Source organism: Mesorhizobium sp. M8A.F.Ca.ET.021.01.1.1, from assembly GCF_003998025.1.
GTDB lineage: Bacteria > Pseudomonadota > Alphaproteobacteria > Rhizobiales > Rhizobiaceae > Mesorhizobium.
Map to the genome: position 1 here is coordinate 1 of NZ_RZSJ01001053.1, position 681 is coordinate 681.

Here is a 681-nt window from a genome sequence, read left to right on the forward strand (position 1 = left end):
CGCTGACGCGCGTGCGTGAAAACGGCGAGAGCATCGCCTTGCTCGGCGGCGAGGAGGAGGAGCGCAGCGGCATCGACAGGACCTTCGCCGGCGTGCTGAAGCGGTGGGCGATGCTTGCCGGCCAGCACATGCGCACGGCTCTGGTGTCGCAGGGGTCGAGCCTGTTCGCGCCGGTGGTGCCGGTGCTTTTGTGTGCGCCAAAATTCCTCGACGGATCGATGTCGCTTGGTCAGGTCATGCAGGCGGCGTCCGCCTTTGCCATCGTGCAGGGCGCGTTCGGATGGCTGGTCGACAACTACCCGCGTCTCGCCGACTGGAACGCCTCGGCACGGCGCATCGCCTCGCTGATGATGTCGCTCGACGGGCTCGAACGCGCGGAAGAGAGCGACGCGCTCGGACGCATCAATCGCGGCGAGACCAAGGATGACACGATGCTGAGCCTCAACAATCTCTCGGTGTCGCTCGATGACGGCACCGCCGTGGTCAAGGAAACCGAGGTCGTGATCCAGCCGGGCGAGCGGCTGCTGGTGGCCGGCGAATCCGGTTCGGGCAAGAGCACGCTGGTGCGGGCGATAGCGGGCCTGTGGCCGTGGGGCGGCGGCAGCGTCGATTTCCACCCCGGCAAGCGCATGTTCATGCTGCCGCAGCGTCCCTACATTCCCTCGGGCACGCTGCGCCGGG

At 67.5% G+C, this 681-nt stretch carries 1 protein-coding gene; it reads left to right on the plus strand.

The genetic code is table 11. The features are described from left to right. The coding region (locus EOA36_RS36535; RefSeq protein ID WP_127281319.1) for an ATP-binding cassette domain-containing protein at window positions 1-681 on the plus strand (681 nt) is incomplete at both ends.